The organism is Bordetella genomosp. 5, from assembly GCF_002261315.1.
Taxonomy (GTDB): domain Bacteria; phylum Pseudomonadota; class Gammaproteobacteria; order Burkholderiales; family Burkholderiaceae_B; genus Bordetella.
In genome coordinates, this window is the sequence record NZ_NEVP01000007.1 from 39,099 (window position 1) to 64,803 (window position 25,705).

25 protein-coding genes are annotated in these 25,705 nt (G+C 66.4%); 4 read left to right on the forward strand and 21 right to left on the reverse strand.

Annotation, left to right across the window (positions count from 1 at the left end; genetic code table 11):
- Positions 1 to 35: 35 nt before the first annotated feature.
- From cpaB to metE, 19 genes are all read right to left on the reverse strand, one after another.
- Positions 36 to 971, reverse strand: coding sequence for a Flp pilus assembly protein CpaB (gene cpaB / locus CAL25_RS12165; protein ID WP_094800330.1), 936 nt, complete (start codon positions 969 to 971; stop codon positions 36 to 38).
- Entirely contained in the window at positions 968 to 1,822 is an 855-nt protein-coding gene (locus CAL25_RS24240; protein ID WP_170948482.1) for a hypothetical protein, read from the reverse strand. Before CAL25_RS24240 ends, cpaB begins: the two co-directional genes overlap by 4 nt.
- A gap of 152 nt (positions 1,823 to 1,974) precedes the next feature.
- Positions 1,975 to 2,778, reverse strand: a complete 804-nt coding sequence (locus CAL25_RS12175; RefSeq protein ID WP_141217926.1) for a hypothetical protein — start codon at positions 2,776 to 2,778, stop codon at positions 1,975 to 1,977.
- Positions 2,775 to 4,181, reverse strand: a complete 1,407-nt coding sequence (locus CAL25_RS12180) for a hypothetical protein (RefSeq protein ID WP_094800336.1) — start codon at positions 4,179 to 4,181, stop codon at positions 2,775 to 2,777. The genes CAL25_RS12175 and CAL25_RS12180 overlap by 4 nt, the downstream gene beginning before the upstream one ends.
- Positions 4,178 to 4,459 carry a hypothetical protein gene (locus tag CAL25_RS12185; protein ID WP_432759237.1) on the reverse strand — a complete coding sequence of 94 codons (282 nt, stop codon included), beginning with the start codon at positions 4,457 to 4,459 and terminating at the stop codon, positions 4,178 to 4,180. The genes CAL25_RS12180 and CAL25_RS12185 overlap by 4 nt, the downstream gene beginning before the upstream one ends.
- Positions 4,460 to 4,634: 175 nt before the next feature.
- Positions 4,635 to 4,766 carry an entericidin A/B family lipoprotein gene (locus CAL25_RS12190; RefSeq protein WP_094800340.1) on the reverse strand — a complete coding sequence of 44 codons (132 nt, stop codon included), beginning with the start codon at positions 4,764 to 4,766 and terminating at the stop codon, positions 4,635 to 4,637.
- Between the two features lie 27 nt (positions 4,767 to 4,793).
- Positions 4,794 to 5,489 (reverse strand): fumarylacetoacetate hydrolase family protein, encoded by a 696-nt coding sequence (locus tag CAL25_RS12195; protein WP_094800342.1) that lies wholly within the window; start codon positions 5,487 to 5,489, stop codon positions 4,794 to 4,796.
- A 183-nt stretch (positions 5,490 to 5,672) separates the two neighbouring features.
- Entirely contained in the window at positions 5,673 to 6,209 is a 537-nt protein-coding gene (gene ppa, locus CAL25_RS12200) for an inorganic diphosphatase (protein WP_094800344.1), read from the reverse strand.
- A gap of 39 nt (positions 6,210 to 6,248) precedes the next feature.
- The gene (locus CAL25_RS12205) at positions 6,249 to 7,856 is read right to left on the reverse strand and encodes a heme biosynthesis HemY N-terminal domain-containing protein (protein ID WP_094800346.1); all 1,608 of its coding nucleotides are present in this window, start codon (positions 7,854 to 7,856) and stop codon (positions 6,249 to 6,251) included.
- A gap of 3 nt (positions 7,857 to 7,859) precedes the next feature.
- Positions 7,860 to 9,056 (reverse strand): uroporphyrinogen-III C-methyltransferase, encoded by a 1,197-nt coding sequence (locus tag CAL25_RS12210; protein ID WP_094800348.1) that lies wholly within the window; start codon positions 9,054 to 9,056, stop codon positions 7,860 to 7,862.
- 37 nt (positions 9,057 to 9,093) lie between these two features.
- Positions 9,094 to 9,867 (reverse strand): uroporphyrinogen-III synthase, encoded by a 774-nt coding sequence (locus CAL25_RS12215; RefSeq protein WP_094800350.1) that lies wholly within the window; start codon positions 9,865 to 9,867, stop codon positions 9,094 to 9,096.
- Between the two features lie 55 nt (positions 9,868 to 9,922).
- Positions 9,923 to 10,870, reverse strand: a complete 948-nt coding sequence (gene hemC / locus CAL25_RS12220) for a hydroxymethylbilane synthase (RefSeq protein ID WP_094800352.1) — start codon at positions 10,868 to 10,870, stop codon at positions 9,923 to 9,925.
- An 8-nt stretch (positions 10,871 to 10,878) separates the two neighbouring features.
- Positions 10,879 to 11,001 carry a hypothetical protein gene (locus CAL25_RS24520; RefSeq protein ID WP_255176093.1) on the reverse strand — a complete coding sequence of 41 codons (123 nt, stop codon included), beginning with the start codon at positions 10,999 to 11,001 and terminating at the stop codon, positions 10,879 to 10,881.
- The gene (locus CAL25_RS12225) at positions 10,988 to 11,710 is read right to left on the reverse strand and encodes a TerC family protein (RefSeq protein ID WP_094800354.1); all 723 of its coding nucleotides are present in this window, start codon (positions 11,708 to 11,710) and stop codon (positions 10,988 to 10,990) included. Before CAL25_RS12225 ends, CAL25_RS24520 begins: the two co-directional genes overlap by 14 nt.
- 171 nt (positions 11,711 to 11,881) lie before the next feature.
- Positions 11,882 to 12,580, reverse strand: coding sequence for a TerC family protein (locus CAL25_RS12230; protein WP_094800356.1), 699 nt, complete (start codon positions 12,578 to 12,580; stop codon positions 11,882 to 11,884).
- Between the two features lie 300 nt (positions 12,581 to 12,880).
- Complete coding sequence (gene sucD / locus CAL25_RS12235; RefSeq protein ID WP_094800358.1) at positions 12,881 to 13,762, reverse strand: succinate--CoA ligase subunit alpha; 882 nt, start codon at positions 13,760 to 13,762, stop codon at positions 12,881 to 12,883.
- Between the two features lie 21 nt (positions 13,763 to 13,783).
- Positions 13,784 to 14,944: an ADP-forming succinate--CoA ligase subunit beta gene (gene sucC, locus CAL25_RS12240; protein WP_094800360.1), complete on the reverse strand. Its 1,161-nt coding sequence runs from the start codon at positions 14,942 to 14,944 to the stop codon at positions 13,784 to 13,786.
- A gap of 10 nt (positions 14,945 to 14,954) precedes the next feature.
- Positions 14,955 to 15,563, reverse strand: coding sequence for a DUF2889 domain-containing protein (locus CAL25_RS12245; RefSeq protein WP_094800362.1), 609 nt, complete (start codon positions 15,561 to 15,563; stop codon positions 14,955 to 14,957).
- Between the two features lie 231 nt (positions 15,564 to 15,794).
- The gene (metE, locus tag CAL25_RS12250; protein WP_094800364.1) at positions 15,795 to 18,089 is read right to left on the reverse strand and encodes a 5-methyltetrahydropteroyltriglutamate--homocysteine S-methyltransferase; all 2,295 of its coding nucleotides are present in this window, start codon (positions 18,087 to 18,089) and stop codon (positions 15,795 to 15,797) included.
- Positions 18,090 to 18,240: 151 nt separating this feature from the next.
- Between metE and CAL25_RS12255 the strand changes: the two genes are divergently transcribed.
- Positions 18,241 to 19,161, forward strand: coding sequence for a LysR family transcriptional regulator (locus CAL25_RS12255; RefSeq protein WP_094800366.1), 921 nt, complete (start codon positions 18,241 to 18,243; stop codon positions 19,159 to 19,161).
- A 15-nt stretch (positions 19,162 to 19,176) separates the two neighbouring features.
- On the opposite strand, the gene recX is transcribed toward CAL25_RS12255, so the two are convergent.
- Together recX and recA are read right to left on the reverse strand one after the other, a co-directional pair.
- Entirely contained in the window at positions 19,177 to 19,890 is a 714-nt protein-coding gene (recX, locus tag CAL25_RS12260) for a recombination regulator RecX (protein WP_094800368.1), read from the reverse strand.
- Between the two features lie 118 nt (positions 19,891 to 20,008).
- Positions 20,009 to 21,070, reverse strand: a complete 1,062-nt coding sequence (gene recA / locus CAL25_RS12265) for a recombinase RecA (protein ID WP_094800370.1) — start codon at positions 21,068 to 21,070, stop codon at positions 20,009 to 20,011.
- A 275-nt stretch (positions 21,071 to 21,345) separates the two neighbouring features.
- Here recA and CAL25_RS12270 point away from each other — a divergent pair, with 275 nt between their 5' ends.
- From CAL25_RS12270 to CAL25_RS12280, 3 genes are all read left to right on the forward strand, one after another.
- Positions 21,346 to 22,035, forward strand: a complete 690-nt coding sequence (locus CAL25_RS12270; protein ID WP_094800372.1) for a response regulator transcription factor — start codon at positions 21,346 to 21,348, stop codon at positions 22,033 to 22,035.
- Between the two features lie 115 nt (positions 22,036 to 22,150).
- A complete protein-coding gene (locus CAL25_RS12275; RefSeq protein WP_094800775.1) occupies positions 22,151 to 23,533 on the forward strand; it encodes a sensor histidine kinase in 1,383 nt (460 codons plus the stop codon).
- Between the two features lie 187 nt (positions 23,534 to 23,720).
- On the forward strand, positions 23,721 to 25,394 hold the full coding sequence (locus CAL25_RS12280; protein WP_094800374.1) for an MFS transporter: 1,674 nt from the start codon (positions 23,721 to 23,723) through the stop codon (positions 25,392 to 25,394).
- The last annotated feature ends 311 nt before the right edge of the window (positions 25,395 to 25,705 follow it).

The following is a 25,705-nucleotide window of genomic DNA, read 5'->3' on the forward strand; positions in this document are numbered from 1 at the left end:
GCATGTGCCGGACGACACGCCGGCGAGCGGCGTGATCAGGGCGCAGGGGTGCCATGACGGCGTCCTCCCGTGGGCAGGGACGAGAACGAGGATGCGCGCGAGGCCGGCAGCAGCGGCGCGACCTCGCCATCGCCCTCGGCCATCGCGGGCGCGCCTGCGACGCCGGTCTTCGGTGGCATCGCGCCCACCATGCCGGGCGCCTCGGCGTCGCCGTAGAGCACGGGCACGGGTGGCGCGGGCGGCTCCACCCGGGCGGGGAGCCCGAGTAAGGCGCCAAGGTCGCTCGGGCCATCGGACTGCGCGACGGGATCCTCGGGCAGCCGCAATACGGCAGTGAGCGCGCCGGCCTGCTTGGCTGCGATGACGCGCAGGGCCTCGCCGGGTGCGGCATCCAGCGTGAGTGCCTCCAGCGCGCCGTCTGCATCATTGACCGCAACCGCCATGACCCGGCCGGCACTGAGCAATGGCAGCGTGAAGGCGCGCGCCTCGTGCATGATGGAGACGAAGAGATCCAGCTGATCCCCGACACGCAAAGGCCGGGGCAAGGCGTGAAAATCGTGCACGGCAAGAGTGAGCGCGCGGCGCCCGGGTGCCAGTTGAGACGACAGAGAATCCGCGGCCGGTGTCTCGGTCATGCCACGCAGAACGAGCTCGCCGGCGGCCACGGCGGAGCGCAGCTCGGTGTGCAACAGAAGATCGGCCTCGCTCGCGTCGAGCGCGCCTGTGGGCGTGTAGTCGAGCGCGACATCGCGTAGCGCGAGCATGTCGGCCGAAAGGCGCGTGCCCGCCGGAAGATCGCGAGCGGCGACCACGCGCCCGACCATCTGGATTTGATTCTGCCGCGTGAGCTCGTCTTCGCGTCGCGCGAGATGAGCCTGCACGGCCCAGGCCGCCGCCAGCCCGGCCGCGGCGGTGACCAGCCAGACGCCGTAGGCGCTGCCATAGCGCAGGAATCGAGCGCGCAGGTTCATCGCGTGGCTCCTGCCAGATGCGGCGGTATTTGCGGCGGTATTTGCGCAGGTGTTTGTGGCGATGCTGGTGCCGGTATCTGTGGCGGCACCTGTGCCGGTATCCGTGGCGGTACCTGCCGCATGGCCCAATGACCGCTCCCGGCTTGCGACCCGGCGGGCCGCGTGCGGCGCAGCCAGAGACCACTGGCGCCTGCGCCGCCCGCGGCCGTCGGGTTGATGACATAGGCGAGCGTTTCGCCTGTCCGCCAATGCTGTGCCGACCGGGCCTCGCTCGTGGGACCGCCGGGCACCGGCGCATCTTGGACAGGCGCTTCCTCCTGCCAGCCCTCCGCGGCCAGACGCCGGCGGAAGGCCTGATCGAGGTGCTGCGCAGAGAGCGGTGAAGCCCAGACCTGCTGCTGCACCTCCTGCTCATCCTCTGTGAACGACACGTCCAGCAGCAGCTCGGACGACGGCAGAGCGAACTCCGCCGTGCCGACATCGCGGTGAGTGTCGGCCCGACGCGCGCTTGCCTCGCCCGGACCCGACATGGACGCCTGGCAGATGCTCGCGATCGAACCGACGCTGCCGCCGCCGTCCACCTGCGCCACGCTGATGCTCCGGGAGCAGACACCACCGACGGCCGCCAACGTGATGCGCTGCGGCTCGATATGCAGTTGGTTGAAGTCGGGATGGCGGGTCGCGACGTAGTCGAGCAGATCCGCGACTTCATGCGCCGAACGAAACACCGCCATTCGGGCGGGTGCGCCGAACAAGCGCACGCCTTCGCCCAGCACCACCACCTCGGTGGCCGCGGGCAGGGACGGCAACGCGGGCATCGCGCCCGCGCGTGCGGCACTCGCCAGCATCACACCGATAACGCCCACGCACGCAACGGCGATGAGGACCGCGCGACGGCGCGCAGTATTCCGCCTCGCGCCTTGCATAAGGGTGGGATGCCGCGGCGCGCCCGGGCTCCCGGCGTGCCGCCCCGCATGCCTCGCTATCGGGCTGCGCGCGATGGTCATGGTTGCCCCCTGTCGCCCGGAGCACGGATCAGATCCGACCAGGGCGCCAGCCAATCGGTGTTGAGCTTGCGCGCGTGCCAGGGTTTGTCGACGGGCTCCCCGACCGCTGCCCCCTGACGCGACAGCGCGATGCTGCGATCGGCGGCCGCCCGCCAAGCGCTGCGTGAGCGACCCAGACGCTGCTGCGTTTGTGCCATCCCAGGGGCATGCCCCGCGCGCGCAACGAGAAGCAGACGGCGCTGCGGCTGCGCGCTCGCAAAGCTGATTTCGTTGCCGGTGCCCGCCAGGCTCGCGGGGCGATGCGGCCCGCCACGCACGGCCGCGGGTACGGCCGGCAACGGCAGGCGCGCCCGTGCGCCCATCATGCCTGGCGGCACGGCGAGCCAATCGGCCGCGATGGCACGCGCCGAGGGCACGAATGACGAAGGCATGCGGTGAGCTCGCGGTTCCGACGGCGGCACCGCCGTGCTCGGGCCCGGCGATGCGGCGCCTATGGCCTCGATCGCCACGGGCGACTTCGCACCTCTTGCGAACAGATGTGTCGCGGGTGCACCGGCAGCCAACGCGAAAGCGCCGAGCCGTGCCGCCTGGTTTGCGTGAAAGGCACGCTCACGCATGTGGTGCAGATACTCGAACGCATGCCAGCACAGCACCAACAGCCCGCCAATGAGCAACATCTCGGTCAGCGCCTGGCCGCGCTGAGCACCGTGCCCATGGTGCCATCCTGGCGCCCGTGCGGTAGCAGAGACAACGCCATGAGGCCCGCCCGGCGGCATCATGCGCAAGCCCATCGTGCTCATGGCTGCGCCTTTGTGGCAGGCCGCGCGGGCGCGACGGACAGGCTGCCCGGCACCGCCACTCGCCGAGCCATCCAGTAAGGGCGCAACAAGGCCGACAGCTGCGCGGGCTCCAGCCCCTGACGTCCGGGCGGCAGTGCGAGATACGCCTGTGCCGCCACCGTATGCGACAGCGGCATGTCATCGAGCGCGGGCAAGCGCCAACGCCAGGCCAGCGAGGCAGGCGCGCCACCCGGGCGCGCGGCATCGCTCTGCGCCACGGCGCCCTGCACGCGGATGATGAGGGTGGGCCCTGCCGTATTGGATAGCCCATGCATGGCCGGCAGGCCTCGGCCCGGCAGTGCCCAGGACTCGGCAAAACCGCGCCACTGCGCCATCGGATTGCCGGAGAGCAGCCGCGTGATGGGCCCGTGGCGCGCGATCTCGACGAGCCGCCAGCCGTTTTTGGCAGTGACGGCCGGCATGACGCGGTCGCCCCCCGCGCCGCCCACCTGCGCCCAGCCCATCGGGTATTCGCGGTGATAGCAGCCTCGCCACTTGTTGAATCGCAGCGAATGGAATGACTGCGTGTCCGCCGAAGCCCAGCGGCCGTCGCGGCCCAGCATGGTCTGGCCCATGCGCCGCAACTCGTGGCGCATCCAGGGGCACCACTTGTAGACAATCCATGGACTGCGCTCGGTGCGGTCGCGCGGGAACAGCAGGCCGTAGCGACCCGCGGCGTCGAGCGCGAGGGGCCGCAAACCTTTGGATGAGCGCGCGTCGTGTTCGACGACAGTGCCGGCCCAGCCATCACGCAAGACCGAGAACGTGAGCGGAAGGCCACTATCGTCGTTGGCGCTGAGCACGGCCTGCACGATCTGATCACGCAGCGAGGGCGTGTCGCGCAGCTGATGCCGCGCGGCCTGCAGCAGCACGTCGTGCACGATGGCATCGTGGCGCGTGGCCGCGGCGCGCACCGCCTCGGGCGACACACCGCCATCGCGGGCGCGGCCATACGCCCAACCGAAGCTGGGCCCGAACAAACCGCCGATGAGCGTAGCCGGCGGATTGCGCCGGCTGGACTGCCGCGCCTGCGTGCTGGCAAAGGCATTCCAGCTGGCCACGGTGGCGAGATGAGCAAGGGCCACCTGATGCGCGATCTGCGCCCGGTTGATGTAGGCGACCAGATTGAGCGCGCGCGCCTGCACCAGCGCGCCGCTATAGACCGCGGCATCGGCCACGTGAACGAGCCGCGTGCTGGCGCCGGCGACGCGGCCGATGGCGGCGGAACCCGCCCAGGCCGCGGTGACGACCGCCAGCAACACCAGGCCCAACACCAGCGCCTGGCCTTGCTCTGCGCCCGCCACCGGGCGCGCATCGATCACGATGATCACACGGGGCGTAGCCGTGACGCAGGACGTGCTCATTTGGCCGCCGCGGCGTTTCCGGTGTAGGCCTTGAGGGAACGCGACTTGGTCTGATCGGCCGCCTTGCCCGCCGCGCTCTGCGCCTGGCGCGCCTGCGCGGTGCCGTCTTCGCCCGCCAGCTCGCGTGCCATGGCGGCGGTCTGGGCGCGCACGACCTGACCGAATAGCTGGTAGACCGCGATCGCCGCGACCGCGATGAGCGCGACGATGACGATGTATTCGGTCATCGCCTGGCCGCGCTGACGAAGGGCGCGGCGCATTGGAAGGGAAGCTTGCATGGCACACCTCAGGAGAAGGATCGAGGTGCCAGGATGCCGCCGCGGATGAGTCCCCGACTATGCGTAGATACCGAGGCGGCGCGGCCGGGCGGGCGTTCGGCCAAATAAAAACCCCTTGCCCGTAAAGGCAAGGGGTCGGCCGTCTGAATACGACGAAGCGACTTAGTCGCTGGTCTTATTTCTCGGCGGCATGAGTGATGGCATTACCGGCACGGGACACATCCTTTCCCATACCAGCCATCGTGTTGCAGCCTTGAAGTACGAATCCGAATACCACGAAGGCCGTCAGCACGATCTTGCTGCGCATACGTTAACGCTCCCTGAAAAGACAAAGTCAGGCGATGCGCACGCGCAGTTCGCCCAAACCCTCGACGCCGCCCGTGATGACGTCGCCCTTGACCACCGCGCCCACCCCTTCGGGTGTGCCCGTGAAAATGATGTCGCCCGGCTGCAGTTCGAACAGGCCGGAGAGATACGAAATGCTCTCGGGAATGTTCCAGATCATCTGCGCCAGATCGCTCGATTGCTTGCGCGTGCCATTGACGTCGAGCCAGATCGCGCCCGTGTCGATCGTGCCGGTCACGCTGCGCGGATGCACCGGGCCAATCGGCGCGGAATGATCGAACGCCTTGCCCACTTCCCAAGGCCGGCCCTGCTTCTTGGCCTCGCCCTGCAGATCGCGGCGGGTCATGTCCAGACCGAGGGCATAGCCCCAGATGCAGTCATTGGCCTGATCGACCGGGATGTCCTTGCCACCCTTGCCCAGCACCACGACCAGTTCCATTTCGTAGTGCAGATTGCTGGTCTTGGACGGGTACGGCATCTCGCCCGTTTCGCCATCGGCCACGGTCAGCAGCGCATCGGCGGGCTTGCAGAAGAAGAAAGGGTCTTCACGGCCGGTAAAGCCCATTTCCTTGGCGTGTTCGGCGTAGTTGCGGCCGACGCAATAGACGCGGCGCACCGGGAAGCTTGCGTTGCTGCCGGCCACGGGAACGGACGCGACGGGCGCGGGCTGAATGACGTATTCCATGTTCGAAAACCTCGGTGAGGCCACGGCCGGCGAGAGCCGCCCGCGGTCGGTAAACGATGGGGGTGGAGCAATGCGCGAGTGTATCCCGATTCGAGCGGCGGGCCGAAGCGCGGCAGCGCGGGTCGGTGCGCACGCAAAAAAAGCGGCGATTTCTCGCCGCTTTTTTTGACCAAAACCTGAATATCAGGCCTGGCCCTTGTTGTAGCGCTCGGCGCTCTTCACGATTTCTTCGTGAGCGGCGTCCACGCCCTTCCAACCCTTGACCTTCACCCACTTGCCCTTCTCGAGATCCTTGTAGTGCTCGAAGAAGTGCTGGATGCGGGCCACGTCTTCGGTGGGCAGATCCTCGTACGACTTGATGTTGCGGTACGGGGGGTACAGCTTTTCGATCGGCACGGCCAGCAGCTTGGCATCGCCGCCCGACTCGTCGTCCATTTCGAGCACGCCGATGGCGCGGCAACGCACGACGGCGCCGATCTGGATCGGGAACGGGGTCAGGACCAGCACGTCGGCGGGGTCACCATCGTCGGAGAGGGTCTGGGGGATGTAGCCGTAGTTGCACGGATAGTGCATGGCCGTCAGCATGAAGCGGTCCACGAAAATGGCGCCGGTGTCTTTGTCGACTTCGTACTTGACGGGATCGGCATTCATCGGGATTTCGATGATGACGTTGAAATCTTCCGGCAGCTTCTTGCCGGGCGCGACGCGATCGAGACTCATAGTGGAACCTTGCTTAGCGAGTAATGGGTCTGTGGAAAATCAGGCTTTGTCGTTCTTGCGGGCGGCCTCGCCCGGCGCCTGCCGCGCGCCGACCGGGTCGGCTTCAGCAGGCAGGCTGTGCAGCGGTGCCTCGAGGGCGGTCACCGGAATCGGAGCGCTGTCGAAGTAGTCTTCGATGTCGACCGCCGAGCGCACCGGCACGGCAGCCGCGGCAAGCTCCTCGGGCTGCGGCGCCGGCCGGCCGGCCGTGCGCGCATCGGGATCGAGCACGTAGTCGACCGCGGAGGCCGCGACAACGGGCTCGCGATCCTCTGTGGCGGCGTCGGCGGCAGCGCCGGCGGACACCGCGCCGTAGTAATCGATATCGCCCGGCTCGTAGCCCCCTTCGGCGTCGAGGTGCGCAGGATCGGCACCCAGGTCGGCCGCCGGCAACGCGGCGTCGGTCGCCAGCACCGGCAACGCCATGCGGGCCGCGGTGGCCAGGCGCCAATGCCGCACGGCGTCCGCGGGACGATTCAGGCGGTCGTAGAGACTGCCCAGCAGCGCGTGGGTCTGGGGATCGTTGCGGCGCGCGAGGCTGCGCTGCAGATAGCGTTCGGCTTGACCCCAGAGTTGGCCGTTCAGACACAGCATGCCCAGCGCGCTGAGCAGATCGGTGTCGGTCGGGCGCTTCTGCAGCCAGGTCTCGGCCTTGGCCAGACGGCGCGGCACCTGCTCGGCATCGCAGCGGGCGTAAGCGGCAACCAGCACCGGGTCGAAGCGGGTTTCGATCGCGGCCTCGAGAATCTTGGCGGCGTCGTTGTGCTCGCCGGCGGCGTCGAACGCCTGCGATCCCACCAGCGCGATATTGGGCAGCAGGCGCTCTTCGGACTTGAGGTCTTTCCAGATGGCACGCCACTCGTCGGTGGCGATGCCGGCGCGCAAGCGCGCGGCGCCGGCCGTATCGATCAGCGATTCGGCTTCGGTCTTGGCCAGGGCGTTGCGGCGCGACAGGCCACGCGCCAGCACGAACACGCGCTCTTGATGGCCCAACGCGGTTTCGGCGCGCAGCAGCAGGCGCATGGTGTGCAGGTGGCGCGCGCCGCCGTCTTGCAGCGGTGCCAGCACCGCCAGGGCGCGCTCGGCCTCGCCCTGATCGAGCAGCATATCGGCGGCAACCGTGGCCACGGCCTCGTGCAGACCGGCGTCGTCGCCCGCGTGTTCGCGGGCGGCCTCGAGCATGCGATCGCGGCGCTCGAATTCGCCGAGCCCGTGCGCGGCCCGTGCCGCCGACAAGGCGGCAAGGACACGGCGGCTACCCTCGCGGGTCTGGTCGAGCAGCTTGGTGAGGTCTTTTTCGGCGTGTGCGAAACGGCCTTCGAGCAGCTCGATCCAACCGCGTTCGAGGAGCTCGTGGTCGCGCGCCTGGGCGCGGCGGCCGCGCCAGGCACGCAGACGATGCGGAATCGCCAGCAGCCAGGCCAGCACCCGCAGACCGACGTAGAGAACGACGAAGGCGGCGACCAGCAGCAAGACGGCCAGGGTAAGCGAAAGCTCGATCCGCCACGGCGAAACGAGGATCAGCACATTGCCGGGATGGGCGCGCAGCGTGACCGCCAGCGCGACGGCCACCACGGCCAACAGCAGGGTCCAGAACCAGGTACGCATGCGTCAGTCCTGCCCGTCGTCAGTCTTGAACCCCGCCGCGCGCAGGGCGGCGATGTTGTTCAGGCTGTCGGCCACGTCGGGCACGCGCACGGCGATGTCCGTCTGGGCCAGATCACGCGCGAGCGTGAGGGCGGCCTGCGTGTCGGCGGCACGGCCGTCGAAGTAACGGGACAGCGTGTCGGCGACCGTCTCGAGCTCACTCTTCCAGACGGTGGATTGACGCATCAGCATGGACAGTTGCACGGTCAGCAGACGCTGGCGCAGGGTCGAGCGGACCTGCTCGGCCTGCTCGGGCGACAGCAGCAGCGCGGCGGGCGCATCGGCGCGTTGCACCGAAATCAGATCGCCGAGTTCGTGGGCGAGCGCGGATCCCGCCCGGCCCGGCCAGGACGTGATCTCGGCACGCCAGCGCTCCCACCAAACCGCGTCGGCCGGCAACGCCGGCGCGCTGGCCGCGGGCACCGGCACGCGCGCGGCGGCCGGGGTATCGGTGGTGCCATTGGGCGCGGCGGCGTCGGGCACGAGCAGCGGCGCGCGGTTCACGAGCGCCACCAGACGCTCGATGCGAGCCGATTGACCGGGGATGTCGACCGTGGGCACCGCACGCAGGCGATCGAGATCGCCGTTGAGGCTTTGCTGCAGGCTGGCGAAACGCGGACGGTCGGCGCGGGCAAGCCGGCCCTGGGCCGTCTCGAGCGCGACAATCGCGTTACCGACATTACCGGCCAGACGCAGTTGCTGGCTGGCGATCGTCACGAGTCGCTCGATGTCGTTGGCCAGCATTTCGTCGCTGGTGCCGTCGTTGAGGTTCTGCAGCGCCTGCTGCAGCGTCTGGGCCTGACTCTGCGCCTCGCGCACACGCGTCTCGAGCTCGGCGACCTTGCCCGCCTGGGCCTGGGCCAGCGCCAGCGCCTCGCGCGTGTCGTTGCGGGATTGGGTGAGGTCGCGCGTGAGCTGGTCGAGTCGGGCGGCGACTTCGCGGCCGGACGACATGAATTGCTTGCGCTGGGCCCACAGACCGGCGCCCAGGGCGCCCGCCAGAATGACCACGATGATGAAGGCGGTGATCAACGTGCCGCCGGTCCGCTTGCCGCGAGCCGGTTTGGCACGCTGGGACGTTGATACGTCTGGCGTCGCAGCACTCTCGCCAGGACGGGCCGGCACGGGTGCCGGCGGTATAGAAGAGGTGTTGTCTGTCATGACGCGATTGTATTCGGTGATGGCCTAAAACGACGATTCAACCAGCAACAAAAGCCGCGAATATCGCCTCATCGGCAGGTATGCAATCTTTTACCAGAGCCCCGTTCCAGCCGCCACCGGCCAGCGTTTGCGCCAACGAGGGGTGCGTGACCACCGCCCTGCCGCGCAGCCACCACGCGCGTACGCCGGCACGATCGATGTTGGCGGCGACCGCCGCGATGCCCTCGCCGCTGGTCAGAAGCCAGGTGTGAGGACGATCCTGCGCGGCCCACTCCTGCAATAGCGCCAGCCGGGCGTCGTCCCACTCGCAGGGCACACGACGATAGATGGCGCACGGCACCACCTCCGCCCCGGCCTCGCGCAAGCGCTCCGCCAGCCACTCGCGCCCTTCGGTGCCGCGCACGATCAACACGCGGCGCGGCATGGGCCGCTGCCGCAGCAGCTCCCAGAGCGCTTCGGAATCGTGCCGCGGGGCCGCCGCGGGCGGATGAATCACTGTTGTATTCGTGCCAAAAAGGCCGGATTCGTGCAGCGCGGCCGCGCTGGCCGGCCCGACGGTGGCCGCCGCCGTCGCCGCCGGCCAAGCCGACGCGCCCTGGGCGCGCCACGCATCGAAGAACAGCCGGGCCGCGTTGCCGCTGACAAACACCACGAGATCGAAGTCGGCCGGCTCCGGCAGAGGCGACTGCCGCGGCATCGGCGCCAGCGCGAGCGCCGGCCAGCCGTGCGTGCGCCAGCCCGCGGCGTCCAGGCGAGCCGCCAGCGTGTCGTTGCGGCCATCCGGCCGCGTCAGGATCGCGAGAGGCGCCATCGAAAACTCCAGCATGCGAACAGACCGGCCCGCGCGCTGAGCGCGAGCCGTGGTGTTACTGCGGGTCTGATTCGGGGCGCAGCAGCTCGGCCAGGATCTGGTCGGCGCCGCCCGTCAGCAGTTCGCGTGCCGCGGTCAGGCCGATGCCCTCGGCCTGGGCCGGAAGCCCACGGTGTTCGGCACGCACGATGCGCTGTCCGTCGGGCGAAGCCACGAGCGCGCGCAGATGCAGGGAGTCGCCTTCGATCTCGGCGTAGGCGGCCAACGGCACCTGGCAGGAACCGCCCAGCTCGCGCGAGACCGCGCGCTCGGCCGTGACGCACGCCGTGGTGGCGGCGCAGGCCAGCGGCGCCAGCCAGGCCTGCATGTCGGCCCGGTCGGCGCGGATCTCGATGCCGAGCGCGCCCTGGCCGGCGGCCGGCAGGCTGTCGATCGGATCGAGGCGGCCCCGGATGCGCGACAGCAGCCCGAGACGCTCGAGCCCGGCGGCGGCCAGCACGATGGCGGCATAGTCGCCGTTATCGAGCTTGCCCAGGCGGGTATCGAGGTTGCCACGCAGCGGCTTGACGACCAGATGCGGAAACTGCGCGCGGATCTGAGATTCGCGGCGCAGGCTCGACGTGCCCACGACGGCGCCGGCCGGCAGGGAAGCCAGGTCGGGATAGTCGTTGGACACGAAGGCGTCACGCGGGTCGGCACGCTCGAGCACGGTCGACAGCGCGAACGGCGCGTGGAGGTCGACCGGGACATCCTTGAGCGAATGGACGGCCAGATCGGCGCGTCCATCGAGGAGCGCCGTTTCGAGCTCTTTGACGAACAGCCCTTTGCCACCGACCTTGGACAGGGTGCGATCCAGAATCTGGTCGCCGCGGGTGGTGAGGGTGAGGAGTTCGACTTCGCACGCGGGGTACAGCGTGCGAAGCCGATCACGTACGTGCTCGGCTTGCCACAGGGCAAGCCGGCTCGCACGGGTCGCGATGACCAGGCGTTGCGGATCGGGCACGACGAACGTCAGATGAACGACGAGACGACGATCGAAACAACCACGCCGATGATGGCGAGGACGAACAGGCCCTGCAGGAGGCTCAGGCCGGATTCGGTTTGTTGGGCGTTTTGGGTCCTACGCAGACTCATGTGCGGATTCCTTGGAGGCGGTTTTTTTGCGGCTTGCGATCCACCGTCCCAGGACAATGACCAGCACCGCGCCGATAACTTCAGCGGCAATTTTAACCGTCTGCGGCTGCTCGCCAAATTGACGCACGACAAACACATCGGTAATCAGCATGCCACCGGCGATCCAGCCCAGCAGCGCGGCGCCGAACGTGACGACCAGCGGATAGCGGTCGATCAGCTTCAGAACCAGCGTGCTGCCCCAGATGATGATGGGCACGCTCACGACCAGGCCGAAGATCACCAGGCCGAGCTGGTGGGCTTCGTCGGCGCCCTGCGCGGCGCCGGCAATGGCGATGACGTTGTCCAGGCTCATCACGAAGTCGGCCACGATGATGGTCTTGATGGCCGCGATGATGGACGTGCCGCCCTGGACGTTGCCGTGGGCGTCGTCCTCGGGCACCAGCAGCTTGACGCCGATCCAGAGCAGCAGCAGACCGCCGACGACCTTCAGGAAGGGAATGTTCAGCAAAGTGAGTGCGAAGGCGATCAGCACGACGCGCAGAATGATGGCGCCTGCGGTGCCCCACAGGATGCCTTGCATGCGCTGCTTGGGCGCCAGGTTGCGACAAGCCAATGCGATGACAACGGCGTTATCGCCGCCGAGCAGGATGTCGATCAGGATGATCTGGAAGACCGCCGACCAGCTCAGCGTTTGGAAAAACTCGAGCACTTTGTAAACCCCTAACGGTGTTATGTATGGATATTCCGACTTCCGGAACGCCGGGCAATCCACCCGGGCGTCCGTCCCCATTCCGACGTAGGGAAAGGGATCGGCGCAGCCCGCTATTGTAGTTCAGCTTTGCGTCATTAAGTTGGCGCAAAGCTTTGATTCAGCTTGCATTCAGGTTCGTTGCTGGCGCAACAAAAACAGCTTGCCGAGGGCCAGAACAACCACCGCGCCGACGACACCGGTAAGCATCGCGAAGTGATGTTGAGACATGCCCAACGCGGCATCGATGCGCGCCACGGGCTCCTGCAAAACAGGGTCACCGACCAGCAGTTCGCCCGCGATGAAGCCGAGCAATGCCGCGCCCACCCATACGATGACGGGGAAGCGTTCAATGACTTTAAGGAGGAGCGTGCTGCCGAAGATGACGAGCGGAATGCTGATGGCAAGACCCAGCACCAGGAGCGTGGTATCACCCATGGCGGCGGCGGCCACGGCCACGACGTTGTCGAGGCTCATCACCAGGTCGGCGATCATGATGGTGCGGATGGCGGCCATGAGGCCTCCGTGCTCTTTACCCGCGCCGTCTTCGTCGCCCTCGGGCAACAGCAGCGTCACGCCGATATAGACCAGAAGCAGCGCGCCGACCAGCTTGAGCCAGGGCAGCATCAGCAGTTTGGCGGCGACCAGGGTCAGCACGATACGCATGATGATCGCGGCGGCGGAGCCGACGACGATCGCTTTCTTTTGTTGTTGCGGGGGCAACGATCTGGCGGCCAGTGCGATGACGACGGCGTTGTCGCCCGACAGCAGAATGTTGACCCAAATGATCTGGAGCAGTGCGATCCAGAATGCTGCAGAACTGAGTTCCATGCCTCTCTTTCCTAGATGATCCCCTAGGTTTTATGGGTGGAAGGTGCCCAGCATGCACGGGCCGCCGTCTTGTCCAGCGCGAGCCGGACGGCAATTGTTATGGGTGCATGGGAGGGATAGGGAGAATGCCCTACCCTTTCATTATAGTTTCGCCAATCTGTCCACAGCCTTTCAGCGCGCACCACCCACACACATCCTCGGGAAATCCCCGATACCGCGGTCGCCCACGCCTCGCAAGGCGAAAAAAAACCCGCCTGTGAAGGCGGGTTTCCTGGAGCTGGGATCGATCCAGCCAGCGCTTTACAGCACCGACTTGAGCAGCTTGCCCATTTCCGACGGATTGCGCGTGGTACGGATACCGCACGCTTCCATCACTTCCAGCTTGGCGTCGGCCGTGTCGGCGCCGCCCGAGATCAGCGCGCCGGCGTGGCCCATGCGCTTGCCCGGAGGGGCGGTGACACCCGCGATGAAGCCGACGACCGGCTTCTTCATGTTGTCCTTGGCCCACTGAGCGGCGTTGACTTCGTCCGGACCGCCGATTTCGCCGATCATGATGACGGCGTCGGTGTCGGGATCGTCATTGAACAGCTTCAGGACGTCGACGTGCTTCAGGCCGTTGATGGGATCGCCACCAATGCCGACGGCGCTCGACTGGCCCAGACCCAGTTCGGTCACTTGAGCCACGGCTTCGTACGTCAGGGTGCCGGAGCGGCTGACGATGCCGATGCGGCCCTTGCGGTGGATGTGGCCCGGCATGATGCCGATCTTGATTTCGTCGGGGGTGATCAGACCCGGGCAGTTCGGGCCCAGCAGCAGCGTCTTGCTGCCCTTGGCCTTCATGCGGTTGCGCAGCTCGAGCATGTCACGGACGGGGATGCCTTCGGTGATGCAGATCGCCAGATCCAGTTCGGCCTCGACGGCTTCCCAGATGGCGGCGGCAGCGCCCGCGGGCGGCACGTAGATCACCGACACGGTGGCGCCGGTGTCTTGCTTGGCGTCCTTGACGGAGGCGTAGATGGGGATACCTTCGAAGTCTTCCCCGGCCTTCTTGGGGTTCACGCCGGCCACGAAGGCGGCTTTGCCATTGGCGTACTCACGGCACATACGGGTGTGGAACTGGCCCGTCTTGCCCGTGATGCCCTGGGTGATGACTTTGGTGTCCTTGTTGATCAGAATCGACATTTGTGAATCCTTGGCAATTTTTTACTTGGCAGCGGCGACAACTTGGGTCGCGGCTTCGGCCATCGTGTCAGCGCTGATGATGGGCAGGCCCGATTCGGCCAGCATCTTCTTGCCGAGCTCTTCGTTGGTGCCCTTCATGCGGACGACCAGCGGCACGCTCAGGTTGACGGCCTTGCACGCGGCGATCACGCCTTCGGCAATGACGTCGCAGCGCATGATGCCGCCGAAGATGTTGACCAGAATGGCCTTCACGCCCTTGTTCTTGAGCATGATCTTGAAGGCTTCGGTGACCTTCTCGGCCGTGGCGCCACCGCCCACGTCCAGGAAGTTGGCCGGCTCGCCGCCGAACAGCTTGATGGTGTCCATGGTGGCCATGGCCAGACCGGCGCCGTTCACCAGGCAGCCGATGTTGCCGTCGAGCTGGATGTAGGCCAGGTCGAACTTGCTGGCTTCGATTTCAGCGGGATCTTCTTCGTCGAGGTCGCGGTAAGCCACGATTTCCGGGTGACGGAACAGGGCGTTCGAGTCGAAGTTGAACTTGGCGTCCAGGGCGATGATGTTGCCCTTGCTGTCGCGGTTCAGCGGGTTGATTTCGACCAGCGAGGCATCGGTGTCCATGTAGCACTTGTAGAGCTTCTGGAACACGTCGACGGCCTGGGCGGTCGAGTCGGCGGGCAGGCCGATCGCGTTGGCGATCTTGGTGGCTTGTTCGGCGGTCAGGCCGGCCAGCGGATCGATGTATTCGGTGATGATCTTTTCGGGCGTGGAGTGAGCCACTTCCTCGATGTCCATGCCGCCTTCGCTGGAGGCGATGAAGGCAACGCTCTGCGTGGCACGGTCGGTGACCAGCGAGACGTAGTATTCCTTCTGGATGTCGGCGCCGTCTTCGATGTACAGGCGACGAACCTTCTGACCTTCGGGGCCGGTCTGATGCGTGATCAGCTGCATGCCCAGGATTTCGGAGGCCAGCTTGCGCACGTCGTCGAGCGAGCGTGCCAGCTTGACGCCACCACCCTTGCCGCGGCCGCCCGCGTGAATTTGTGCCTTGACGACCCAGACCGGTCCACCCAGCTTTTCAGCGGCAGCCACAGCCTCGTCGACGGAAAGAGCGGGAATACCGCGGGGCACGGGGACGCCAAATTGCTTCAGCAGTTCCTTGCCTTGATACTCGTGGATTTTCATGTGTTACCTGTCAGGACGTATGAGAAAAAGAGGGTGAATCGGAAACCGCAGCGACCGTTTCGCCTTGTGCCTCGCCCGTATACCACTGAGGGTAATAGGCGAGCACGACCGGGCCATCGGTACGCAGCGCATGGCAGCCGTCCAGCTGGAACGGACGCCGCTCCGGATTACTGGCACTGTTCTGGCGCCGCCGGCCGGCCATCATCTGGACGGCCGCCGTCGGCAAGACCTGCGAGAGCTCGGTCATGTGCGTACAGCCCGCGACATGACCGAAGCGCTCTTTCACCTGGCGCCGAAACCCCTTGAGCAGGTTCATTCCGACCAGGTCCTCGTAGGCGTCAGCGATCGCCATACAGGACCCGCCGTAAGGCGCGGCATCGTAGGCAGCGACCGCCGCGACGATGCTGTAGTCGTCGTCGATGGTGATGCGCAGATGCATGTGGTGGATGGGGTCGCCCGCCTTGAAGGTTTCGCCGTCACGCGTAAGGAAGTCGTATCCCTTCACGTCGATGAGCTCGGCCTCGAGATCCCATAAGCCGTCGTCGCGCCCATAGCACTGCACGCGGATGGACCGCGTGTGTAGGGGTTGGCGCGAAACTTCTGACAATGGCAAGGGCATAACGAACGGGCCTGCTGGCACGACTTTGACGCAAGGCAGCAAAACCAACAAAGTATAACGCAGCCCTTCCGCATCCCGGCGTCTTATCTCGCCGCGCCGCGCTCACCCCGCGCACCCGCACAAAAAACCGCCGGCGCGCTCCGAGAGGCGCCGGCGGCGGTCATTGCGGCGTGGTAAGGGCGCCCGGCAGAGGCGGCCTCTCCGCGCTTAGCCCCTACTGCGTGAAGGGTTTTAAACCGCGTCGCGCAGCGTGCGCGCCGCCTGGACCATGCTCAGCAGCGCCGCCTCGGTTTCGGGCCAGGCGCGCGTCTTCAGGCCGCAATCCGGATTGACCCACAGCCGCTCTTTCGGCAGCCGGCTCGCGGCCTTCTGCATCAGACCCACCATCCACGAGACCTCGGGCACATTCGGCGAGTGAATGTCGTATACCCCCGGACCGATGTCATTGGGATAGCGGAAGTCTTCGAAGGCCTTGAGCAGCTCCATGTTGGAGCGCGAGGTCTCGATGGTGATCACGTCGGCATCCATCGCGGCAATCGACTGGATGATGTCGTTGAACTCGGCGTAGCACATATGGGTGTGGATCTGCGTCTCGTCCCTCACGCCGGCGGTGCTCAGGCGGAAGCAGTCGACGGCCCAATCCAGATAGGCGTTCCAGTCGGCGCGGCGCAACGGCAGACCTTCCCGGATCGCCGGCTCGTCGATCTGTATGACCTTGATGCCCGCCTTTTCGAGGTCGACCACTTCGTCGCGCAACGCCAGCGCCAGTTGCCGGCAGGTGGCCTCGCGCGGCTGGTCGTCGCGCACGAACGACCACTGCAGAATCGTGACGGGGCCGGTCAGCATGCCCTTGACCGGTTTGTCGGTGAGCGACTGGGCATACGACGACCACCCGACCGTCATCGGTGCCGGACGCGCCACGTCGCCGAAGATAATGGGCGGCTTGACGCAGCGAGAGCCGTAGCTTTGCACCCAGCCGTTCTTCGTGAAGGCAAACCCGGCCAAGAGCTCACCGAAGTACTCGACCATGTCGTTGCGTTCCGGCTCGCCGTGCACCAGCACGTCCAGGCCGACCTTCTCCTGGAAGCGAATGACCTGCTCGATTTCCTTGCGGATCGCCGCCTCGTAGGCCGCGTCCGTGAGCGCCCCCGCCTTCCAGTCGCGGCGCAGCGCGCGAATCTCGGCCGTTTGCGGGAACGAGCCGATCGTGGTGGTGGGAAACGCCGGCAGATCGAGGTCCGCCTGCTGCCGCGCGATCCGCTCGGCGAACGGCGCCCGGGCGCGGCTGACCTCTGCGGCGGCTGTCATCCGGCGGGCGACCGCGGGGTTGTGGATGCGGGGCGACGCCGCCCGGGCCGCCAAGGCCGCACGCTGCCCGGCGAGCGCCTGGCCGACCGCCGCGTCGGCGTCGCCCTGCAGGGCCCGACCCAGCAGGTTCAGCTCTTGGAGCTTTTGCGCGGCGAAGGAGAGCCAGCTTTTGAGTTCAGGGTCGAGGTCGGTTTCGTGGGCCAGATCGACCGGCACATGCAGTAGCGACGAAGCCGGCGCCAGCCACAGGCGTTCGCCCAGTTGCTGCCTCACGGGCGCGAGCATCTTCAGCACGGCGTCCAGATCGGTGCGCCAGATATTGCGGCCGCTGATCACGCCAGCCGACAGCACCTGGCCGTCGCGCATGCCGGCAACCACATCGGCCAGCTGCCCCGGCGCCCGGACCAGATCGATGTGCAGGCCCGCGACGGGCAGACCGAGCGCCGTCTGCAGATTGTCTTTCAGGCCCTCGAAGTAGGTGGTGAGCATCAGCTTGACCGGCGCGCCGGTAAGCGCGGCATAGACCCGCGCGTAGGCATCGCGCCAGGCTTGGGGCAGATCGAGCGCGAGAATGGGCTCGTCGATCTGGACCCACTCCACGCCCTGGGCCCCAAACCGCTGCAGCACCTCGAGGTACACGGGTAGCAGCGCGTCGACCAACTCCAGCTTCGCGACGCTGCCCGGCCCCTCGAACGCATCCCCTTTGCCCAGCCACAGCCACGTCAGCGGGCCCGGAATGACGGGCTTCGCGGCATAGCCCAGCGCCTGCGCCTCGTTGACCTGGGCGAACAGGTCTTCGCGCGCGACGCGGAAGGTTTGGCCGGGCGCCAGCTCCGGGACGATGTAGTGGTAGTTGGTGTCGAACCACTTGGTCATCTCGCAGGCGGCGGCCGGCTTGCCGCTCGGTGCTCGCCCCCGGCCCATGCGGAACAAGGTGTCCAGCGAGACCGGCTCATGTTCGGGCTGGCCAAAGCGGGCAGGCACCGCCCCGAGGAGCGTCGTCCATTCGAGAATATGGTCGTACCAGGCGAAGTCTCCCACCGGCACGAACTTCAGACCGTTGGACGCCTGCAGACGCCAATGCTCGGCGCGCAGGGCGCGGCCCGTGTCGCGCAGCGACGCCGCGTCCTGCTGCCCGGCCCAATAGGCCTCGACAGCGCGCTTGAGCTCACGCTGAGCCCCCACGCGAGGGAAACCCAGATTATGAATAATGATCATGGGATCGCACCCTTACACAAGTTTGGTTCATGGTAAGGCTGTATTCTGCAACCAGTTCAACGTGAGCCAAAATCAATCTCTACATACATTTGTTGAATTTTGCTCATGGTTGAGCGATCATCCCGCCATCGTCCGACGCGCCGCCTCTCCGATGCTAGAAATCCGCCACCTCGAAACCCTGTCCGCAATCCGGGACGGAGGCAGTCTTCAGGAGGCAGCTGAACGGCTGCACCTGACGCAGTCGGCCTTGTCGCACCAGCTTCGGGATCTTGAAACCCGTCTGGGAACACAGCTGCTCAATCGGCGTACGCGACCGGCTCGCCTCACCACGGCGGGCTTGAGGGTGCTGGCCTTGGCCGACGAGGTGCTGCCGCGCATGCGCGCCACCGAACGCGAACTGCAGCGCCTTGCAGCCGGGCGCACCGGTCGGCTGCATCTGGCTATCGACTGCCATTCCTGCTTTCAATGGCTGATGCCGGCGCTCGATGAGTTTCGCGCGCAGTGGCCGGAGGTCGCGCTGGATCTGTCGGCGGCATTCTCGTTCGCACCACTGCCGGCGCTGGTGCGCGGTGACCTGGATCTCGTGATCACGTCCGACCCGCAGCCGCTCGACGCGGTGAGCTACCTGCCGCTCTTCAAGTACGAGCTCGTGCTGGCCGTGTCCGAGGCCAATCCGCTCGCCACCAGCCGCAACATCCTGCCCTCGCAGCTGGTGGACCAGACGCTCATCACCTATCCCGTCGACCGGCAACGGCTGGACGTGTTTACGGCCTTTCTGGATCCCGCCGATGTCGAGCCCGCACACATTCGCCGTGCCGAGCTCACGCCGATCATTGCGCAGCTGGTGGCCAGCAATCGCGGCGTGGCCGCGCTGCCCAACTGGGCACTGGCCGAGTATCTGAATCAGGGCTGGCTACGCGTCTGCCACCTGGGCCCTCAGGGCGTCTGGCGCACGCTTTATGCGGCCGTGCGCGCGGAAGACAGCGACACCTCGTATATCAGCGAATTTCTGGGCATTGCGCGCAACACCTGCTTCAGCACACTCACCGGCATCAAGTCGGCCAAGAGCTGATCGGACGTCGCCGTGTCAGTCGTCGTCGTGCTCGCTGGCGCCGATCACGCGGCGTATGACGTCGTGAGCAAAGCCGCGCCCCGCCAGAAACCGCGCCTGTTTGGCATAAGCGGCGCGATCGGCGGGCGCCTCCCCAAAACGCCGGCGCCAGACATCGAGCGCGCGCTCGTATTCGGTGGCACGCAGCGACTCCTTGACCTCGGCAATCTGGGCATCCGCCACACCGCTTTGCTTGAGCTCCTGGACGATGCGCGCCGTTCCTTGGCGCGAGGCCTTGCGATGCGCAAGGCTCTGCGCGAATCGCTCGTCCGACTGCCAGCCCTCGCGCGTGAGAGCGTCGATGACCTGCTCGACCTCTTCCTCGCTGTCGGCGTACGGGGCGAGCTTGCGGGCGAGGTCGGCACGCGTATATTCGCGCCGCGACAGATAACCGACGGCACGCCCCTTGAGGCTGGGCCCGCGGCGTTTTGGCTTGGCATCGGGATCGCCGTCGGCGTGAGGCGGCTGGGCGCCCGCCTTGTCATCACGCCCCCGCGCGGCTGCACGGCGCCGCGCGCCGCCCGTGCGCATCTCCGAGGTGCGGGTATAGACCGGTACGTCCGGGGCGGCCGACGCGGTGGCGCTGCCCTCGCCCTCCGCACGGCCCCGCGAGCGCGGCGCGACCGTCTCGAACTCGTCGTCCAGGCGTTCGAGGGTGCGATCGGAGGGCGGGGAGTAACGCGTGCTCATGGCCGTAGGATAAAGACAACGGGCTAAAAAAAGAGCGGGCGGCGCCTTGGACCCAAAGCGCCGCCCGCTGACGCAGACGGAAACCGGAGACAGGCAAAGACCGCCCTGTCTCCGTAGATCAGTCTTCGGACGACTCTTCGGCCGTCGGCGCAAACTCGGACGCGCGGCTGACGATGCCTTGGTTTTCGCGGATCTTGTTTTCGATCTCGATGGCCATCTGGCGGTTTTCTTTCAGGTATTCGCGGACGTTGTCCTTGCCCTGACCGATGCGGTTGCCCGAGTAGCTGTACCAGGCGCCCGACTTGTCGACCACGTTGGCGGCCACGCCCAGATCGATGATCTCGCCTTCACGTGAGATACCCTGGCCGTACATGATGTCGAACTCGGCCTGCTTGAACGGCGGCGCGACCTTGTTCTTGACGACCTTGACGCGGGTTTCGTTGCCGACGACCTCGTCGCCCTTCTTGATCGAACCGATGCGGCGGATATCCAGACGCACGGACGAGTAGAACTTGAGCGCATTGCCACCGGTGGTGGTTTCGGGGTTGCCGAACATCACGCCGATCTTCATGCGGATCTGGTTGATGAAGATCACCATGCAATTGGTGCGCTTGATCGTGGCGGTGAGCTTGCGCAACGCCTGGCTCATCAGGCGAGCCTGAAGGCCGGGCAGGGAGTCGCCCATCTCGCCTTCGATTTCGGCCTTGGGCACGAGCGCCGCGACCGAGTCGATGACGATCAGATCGACCGAGCCCGAACGCACCAGCGCGTCGGTGATCTCGAGGGCCTGTTCACCGGTGTCGGGCTGCGAGATCAGCAGGTCGGTGAGGTTGACGCCCAGCTTGGAGGCGTATTGGACGTCGAGCGCGTGCTCGGCGTCGACGAACGCGCAGGTGCCACCGATCTTTTGCATCTCGGCGATGACCTGCAGCGTGAGCGTGGTCTTGCCGGAGGACTCGGGACCGTAGATCTCGACAACCCGGCCGCGCGGCAGACCGCCGACGCCCAGGGCGATGTCCAGACCCAGCGAACCGGTGGAGACGACCTGGATGTTGTGCTCGACCTCGTTATCGCCGTAGCGCATGATCGAGCCCTTGCCGAACTGCTTCTCGATCTGCGAGAGGGCCGCGGCCAGCGCCTTGGCTTTTTCCGACGAGGCCTTGCTGGTTTTGTCGTCCATGTGGAGTCCTATCTGAATGAGTGTGCGGGGGTGCGGAACGATGGTTTCGGAGGATGGCGGGCCTGGCGCCCTGGCACGGGCTGGCTCACAGGCTGGCCCTCACATCGCCCCCGCTCCCTGAAATTTCGATGGCGATTATGGCATTGAATTGTACTGTATAAAAATCCAGTAAGACAAGTTTTCCACGTATTCCCTGAGTGGGCAAGGCTCGCCCCCTATGACAGAATCGCCGGGACGTCCGGGCCCCCGCCCGGGCCGGCCTTTCCGTAGCCTCGATGCGCATTCTCATCGCCGAAGACGACAGCATTCTCGCCGACGGGCTTTCCCGCTCCCTGCGCCACAACGGCTATGCGGTCGACGCGGTGCGCGACGGCCTTGCCGCCGATTCCGCGCTCGCCGCCCAGCCCTTCGATCTGCTGATCCTCGACCTCGGCCTGCCCCAGCTCACCGGCCTCGAGGTGCTGCGGCGGTTGCGCGCGCGCAACTCCGTCCTGCCCGTCCTGATCCTTACCGCGGCCGATAGCATCGAGCAGCGCGTCAAGGGCCTGGATCTCGGCGCCGACGACTACATGGCCAAGCCTTTCGCGCTGTCCGAACTCGAGGCGCGCGTGCGAGCCCTCACCCGGCGCGGCGCGGGCGGCGGCGCCACCGTCATCCGGCACGGCCGCCTCACTTTCGACCAGACCGGCCGCGTGGCCATGGTCGACGATCAGACGCTCGATCTCTCCGCGCGCGAAGTCAGCCTGCTCGAGATCCTGCTGGCCCGCAGCGGCCGCATGGTCAGCAAGACCCAGCTGGTCGACCACCTGTGCGAATGGGGCGAAGAGGTCAGCACCAACGCCATCGAGGTCTATGTGCACCGGCTGCGCAAGAAACTCGAACCCAGCGGCGTGAAGATCATCACCGTGCGAGGCCTGGGCTACTGTCTGGAGCGGGATCACGGTGCCTCTTTCCTCGCCAGCTGAGCCGGCGCGCACCGAAACGCTGAACCACGAAGCCCTCGAGGCGCTGCGCGGCGGCGCCAAGGGGCCGAGCTTCGCGCCGCCTCAGCGCTCGCTGCTGGGCGAAATCCTCGACTGGATGCTGGCCCCGCTGTTCCTGCTCTGGCCGATGAGCGTGGCCATCACGTATGTAGTGGCCCAGAACATCGCCAACGCGCCCTATGACCGCGCGCTGGCCAACAACCTCAACGTGCTCACGCACCAGATCCAGGCGGTACAGGGTCGCGCGGCGCTGCGCATGAGCGATGCCGCGCGCGAGGTCCTGCGCGCCGACGAGACCGACAGCGTCTTCTGGCTCGCGCTGGGCAGCCGTGGCGAATACCTCGGCGGCGACCGCGCCCTGCCCCTGCCGCCGCTGGCCGGCCAGCCGCAGCCCGGCCGCGTGCTCTATGCCGACGACACGCTGCGCGGCTTCGGGGTGCGCCTGGCCTACACCTGGGTCGACCTGAAGCTGCCCGATACCCAGCCCGCCCTCGTCATCGTGGCCGAGACGGTCGAAAAGCGCGCCCAGTTGGCCAACGACATCATCAAGGGCGTGATCATTCCGCAATTCGTGGTGTTGCCGATCGCGGTGCTGCTGGTGTGGTTCGGGCTGTCGCGCGGCGTGGCGCCGCTCAATGCCTTGCAGCAGCGCCTGCGCGCGCGCCGTCCCGACGACCTCTCCCCGATCGACGAACGCGCGGCGCCCTCGGAGATCGCGCCGCTGGTGGGCGCGATGAACGACCTGCTCAAGCGCCTGTCGGCCAACGTCGAGGCGCAGCGGCGGTTCGTAGCCGACGCGGCGCACCAGCTCAAGACGCCCCTGGCAGGCTTGCGCACCCAGGCCGAGCTCGCGCTGCGCGACGCCAGCCCCGAAGAGATGCAGTCGAGCCTGCGTCAGCTGGTCACGGGCTCGGAACGCGCCACGCGCCTCGTGAATCAGCTGCTGCTGCTGGCGCGCGCCGAGACACCCGATGCCACCGGACTCGCGCGCGTCGATCTGAACACCATTGCCTACGATCAGACGATGCAATGGGTGCCGCAGGCGCTGAACCTCGGCACCGACCTCGGCTTCGAGGGCAATCCGACGGCGCTGTACGTGAATGGCAATCCCATCCTGCTGGCCGAGCTGCTGAACAATCTGATCGATAACGCCCTGCGCTACACCCCGCGGGGCGGCCACATCACCGTGCGGGTACGGGCGCCCAATCCGCTGGCCATCGTGGAAGTCGAGGACTCCGGACCGGGTATCGCGCCCCACGAGCGCGAGCGCGTCTTCGATCGGTTTTATCGGGTGCTCGGAACCGTTTCCGACGGCAGCGGCCTGGGTCTCGCTATCGTGCGCGAGATCGCCCAGAAGCACCGCGCGAGCGTGCGGATCGACGATCACCCCACGACGCACTCCGATCTGCCCGGCACGCGCATTCAAGTAGTTTTTGCGCAGTACCAGGACGATCCGACGCCTTCCGACCCACAAACGTGAACTCAGGGTATGCACCTAGCTCCCAGGAGAGCTGATACATACTGTTTCACTATTAAGATTCAGGTAAGGGTCACGTCAGAACCTCGTCAGCCTCGGGTCCTACCTTGTCATGAGCTCGACGCCACCCCCAAACAGGCACCGGGTAGAACGCACGGCGGATACACCGCCGGCAATCCGAGGAGACTTCATGAGCACAACTACCATGCCGGGTGGGCCGTCGGCTGAAACCCGTCCCATGACCCGGAACGAGCGCCGCGTGATCTTCGCGTCGTCGCTCGGCACCGTTTTCGAGTGGTACGACTTCTACCTGTATGGCTCGCTCGCGGCCATCATCGCGCAACACTTTTTCTCGGGCGTGAACCCCACCGCGGGCTTCATCTTCGCCCTGCTCGCCTTTGCCGCGGGTTTTGCCGTGCGTCCGTTCGGCGCGCTCGTGTTCGGCCGTCTCGGTGACCTGGTCGGTCGCAAATACACCTTCCTCGTGACCATCGTTCTGATGGGTGTGTCGACCTTCCTGGTCGGCATTCTGCCGAGCTACGCCAGCATCGGTATCGCCGCACCCGCCATCCTGATCATCCTGCGTCTGCTGCAAGGCCTGGCGCTGGGCGGTGAGTACGGCGGCGCGGCCACCTACGTGGCCGAGCATGCGCCGCATGGCCGCCGCGGCTTTTACACCAGCTGGATTCAGACGACCGCGACGCTGGGCCTGTTCCTGTCGCTGCTGGTCATTCTGGGCGTGCGCACCGCGATGGGCGAAGAAGCCTTCCGCGAGTGGGGCTGGCGCATTCCGTTCCTGATCTCGGTCGTGCTGCTCGGTATCTCCGTGTGGATCCGTCTGCAGCTCAACGAGTCCCCCACCTTCAAGCGCATGAAGGAAGAAGGCAAGGGCTCGAAGGCGCCGATCAAGGAATCGTTCGGTGAATGGCGCAACCTGAAGGTCGTTCTGCTCGCCCTGCTCGGCCTGACCGCCGGCCAGGCCGTGGTCTGGTACACCGGGCAGTTCTACGCCCTGTTCTTCCTGACACAGACGCTCAAGGTCGACGCGAACACCGCCAACATCATGATCGCGATCGCGCTGCTCATCGGCACGCCGTTCTTCGTCGTGTTCGGGGCACTGTCCGACAAGATCGGGCGCAAGCCGATCATCATGGCGGGCTGCCTGATCGCAGCGCTGACCTACTTCCCGATCTTCAAGGCCATCACGCACTACGCCAACCCGGCGCTCGAGCGTGCTCAAGCCACCGCCCCCGTGACGGTGATCGCGGATCCGGCCACGTGCTCGTTCCAGTTCAACCCGGTCGGCACCGCCGCCTTCACCAGCTCTTGCGACGTGGTCAAGTCGTTCATGGCCCGCAACGCCGTGAACTACGACAACCAGGCCGCGCCGGCTGGCTCGACGGCCATCGTCAAGATCGGCAACGACCAGTTCAATTCGTTCGACGGCGCAGGCATGGCACCCGCCGAGTTCAAGGCCAAGGTCTCCGAGCTCGACAAGTCCCTGACCACCGCGATCCGTGCCCACGGCTATCCGGCCAAGGCGGATCCGGCACAGTCGAACAACGTCATGGTCGTCGTGATGCTGACCATCCTCGTGATCTACGTCACGATGGTGTACGGGCCGATCGCCGCCATGCTGGTCGAGATGTTCCCCACCCGCATCCGCTACACCTCGATGAGCTTGCCGTACCACATCGGTAACGGCTGGTTCGGCGGCTTCCTGCCTCCGGTCGCCTTCGCGGTCGTGGCTGCCACGGGCAACATCTACGATGGCCTCTGGTATCCCATCATCATCGCCGTCATGACCCTCGTCATCGGCACCCTGTTCGTGCGAGAAACCAAGAACAACGACATCAACGCATAAGCCGGGAATTTCCCCCGCCGGGTCGGACCGCTGCGCCGACTCGGCCCTTCAAAGCTCCTCACGGAGCTTTTTTTTTGCCCGCGCGCAGGGGCTCGGTGACATCGCGCTGCGCCGTGGCCCGCGCCCCCCCGCCCTTCAGCGCCGCGGACCGTCGACGCAGTACCTGGCCAGGATTCAGGACGCTGTCAGACCCTCACGATTAGACTGGCCTCTCAGATCACGGCCTTGCGTTGTTCTCCGGACAAACGATCCCCTGTACGGAGTTTGCAGGGCCAGTACTCTGACACCGATACCGCGTTCCCCGCGAGCCT

What these genes read in the sequence shown, in the direction of transcription:
- sucD (WP_094800358.1), bottom strand. Translation starts at nt 13,762, where the DNA reads ATGTCGATTCTGATCAACAAGGACACCAAAGTCATCACCCAGGGCATC.
- CAL25_RS12190 (WP_094800340.1), bottom strand. Translation starts at nt 4,766, where the DNA reads ATGCGCAGCAAGATCGTGCTGACGGCCTTCGTGGTATTCGGATTCGTA.
- CAL25_RS12270 (WP_094800372.1), top strand. Translation starts at nt 21,346, where the DNA reads ATGCGCATTCTCATCGCCGAAGACGACAGCATTCTCGCCGACGGGCTT.
- CAL25_RS12210 (WP_094800348.1), bottom strand. Translation starts at nt 9,056, where the DNA reads ATGACAGACAACACCTCTTCTATACCGCCGGCACCCGTGCCGGCCCGT.
- CAL25_RS12195 (WP_094800342.1), bottom strand. Translation starts at nt 5,489, where the DNA reads ATGGAATACGTCATTCAGCCCGCGCCCGTCGCGTCCGTTCCCGTGGCC.
- metE (WP_094800364.1), bottom strand. Translation starts at nt 18,089, where the DNA reads ATGATCATTATTCATAATCTGGGTTTCCCTCGCGTGGGGGCTCAGCGT.
- CAL25_RS12280 (WP_094800374.1), top strand. Translation starts at nt 23,721, where the DNA reads ATGAGCACAACTACCATGCCGGGTGGGCCGTCGGCTGAAACCCGTCCC.
- recX (WP_094800368.1), bottom strand. Translation starts at nt 19,890, where the DNA reads ATGAGCACGCGTTACTCCCCGCCCTCCGATCGCACCCTCGAACGCCTG.
- CAL25_RS12175 (WP_141217926.1), bottom strand. Translation starts at nt 2,778, where the DNA reads ATGAGCACGATGGGCTTGCGCATGATGCCGCCGGGCGGGCCTCATGGC.
- sucC (WP_094800360.1), bottom strand. Translation starts at nt 14,944, where the DNA reads ATGAAAATCCACGAGTATCAAGGCAAGGAACTGCTGAAGCAATTTGGC.
- recA (WP_094800370.1), bottom strand. Translation starts at nt 21,070, where the DNA reads ATGGACGACAAAACCAGCAAGGCCTCGTCGGAAAAAGCCAAGGCGCTG.
- cpaB (WP_094800330.1), bottom strand. Translation starts at nt 971, where the DNA reads ATGAACCTGCGCGCTCGATTCCTGCGCTATGGCAGCGCCTACGGCGTC.
- CAL25_RS24520 (WP_255176093.1), bottom strand. Translation starts at nt 11,001, where the DNA reads ATGAGTCTGCGTAGGACCCAAAACGCCCAACAAACCGAATCCGGCCTG.
- CAL25_RS12245 (WP_094800362.1), bottom strand. Translation starts at nt 15,563, where the DNA reads ATGCCCTTGCCATTGTCAGAAGTTTCGCGCCAACCCCTACACACGCGG.
- CAL25_RS12215 (WP_094800350.1), bottom strand. Translation starts at nt 9,867, where the DNA reads ATGGCGCCTCTCGCGATCCTGACGCGGCCGGATGGCCGCAACGACACG.
- CAL25_RS12275 (WP_094800775.1), top strand. Translation starts at nt 22,151, where the DNA reads ATGCTGGCCCCGCTGTTCCTGCTCTGGCCGATGAGCGTGGCCATCACG.
- CAL25_RS12205 (WP_094800346.1), bottom strand. Translation starts at nt 7,856, where the DNA reads ATGCGTACCTGGTTCTGGACCCTGCTGTTGGCCGTGGTGGCCGTCGCG.
- CAL25_RS12185 (WP_432759237.1), bottom strand. Translation starts at nt 4,459, where the DNA reads ATGCAAGCTTCCCTTCCAATGCGCCGCGCCCTTCGTCAGCGCGGCCAG.
- ppa (WP_094800344.1), bottom strand. Translation starts at nt 6,209, where the DNA reads ATGAGTCTCGATCGCGTCGCGCCCGGCAAGAAGCTGCCGGAAGATTTC.
- CAL25_RS12255 (WP_094800366.1), top strand. Translation starts at nt 18,241, where the DNA reads ATGCTAGAAATCCGCCACCTCGAAACCCTGTCCGCAATCCGGGACGGA.
- CAL25_RS12180 (WP_094800336.1), bottom strand. Translation starts at nt 4,181, where the DNA reads ATGAGCACGTCCTGCGTCACGGCTACGCCCCGTGTGATCATCGTGATC.
- CAL25_RS12230 (WP_094800356.1), bottom strand. Translation starts at nt 12,580, where the DNA reads ATGGAACTCAGTTCTGCAGCATTCTGGATCGCACTGCTCCAGATCATT.